The following is a 954-nucleotide window of genomic DNA, read 5'->3' as shown; positions in this document are numbered from 1 at the left end:
TCTCCGGCCGGACCCACGACGACGGCAGTCTGCGGGCCCGTGGTGCGCGGCTTGGGCGTGGTGCGCGGCGGCGTGAAGGCCAGGCTGGTGGGCTGGGCCTGCAGTTCGTAGCGCTGGAAGGAGCCGTCTTCGGCGGCGCTGCCCTTGGCGCCCGGGGCCACGGCACTGACGCGGGGATTCTCCTTGAGGTGGTAGCTCAGGCCCGTGATCAGGTACTGCCGGTTCTGGTCGCCGCGCGGGTAGTTGTAGAGGCTGAAGGTGTAGCCCGTGGCCAGCGCCCGGTGGCAGGACTGGCCCCGCACCCGGCTGTGGCCCGTGAGGCCTTGCTTCAGTCGCACGCGGTTGTAGGCATCTCCATCACCGTACTCCGTGTAGCCGCCCGGCCATTCGTAGGTTTCATGGCCGTCGTGCGCATGGCCCGGTGGATCGCGGCGCATGTGGGACAGTTCGGCCCGGGGCTTTTTGAAGTCGTAGTCGTCGATGTAATGGCGGCCCGGCTTGATTTCCTGCTCCAGCTGCCAGGCGTGGATGTTTTCCTGATCGCCTGCGGCGGCTTTTTCCGGGGGATAGAAGGGAATGGATTCGCCGCCGGGCAATGCGCCATGCGAGGCAATGATGTCGTCGCACAGCACCAGGGTGTGCTGGCCCGATGCGTGCTCGAAGAAATAGTAGATGCCTTCGTGTTCCATCAATCGCGAGACGAAGTCGCAATCGCTTTCGTTGTATTGCACGCAGTAATCCCAACTGCGATAGGCGCGCGTGAGTTTCCTTTGCATTGGATGGCCATAGACGCCCAATACCTGCTCGACGATGTCGGGCACGTTGAGGTTCTGGAAGATGCGAAAGTCACTCTTGCGCGTGGCCAGCCACAGCCAGGGGCTCAGGCGGGCCTTGTAGGCGTAGTGGCGGTGGTCCTGGCCCTGCATGCCAAAGCGGGTGACGATGCCGTCGATG

At 64.2% G+C, this 954-nt stretch carries 1 protein-coding gene; it reads right to left on the bottom strand.

The window, feature by feature from the left end:
* Positions 1–954: type VI secretion system Vgr family protein (locus ACF8NF_RS08120; RefSeq protein WP_392450411.1), on the bottom strand; the 954-nt coding region annotated here is incomplete at both ends.

The sequence above is a fragment of the Delftia sp. WSY_22 genome (assembly GCF_043104185.1).
Taxonomy (GTDB): domain Bacteria; phylum Pseudomonadota; class Gammaproteobacteria; order Burkholderiales; family Burkholderiaceae_C; genus Comamonas; species Comamonas tsuruhatensis.
Note: the sequence above shows the minus strand (reverse complement) of the source record. Positions and strands in the feature narration are given on the sequence as shown.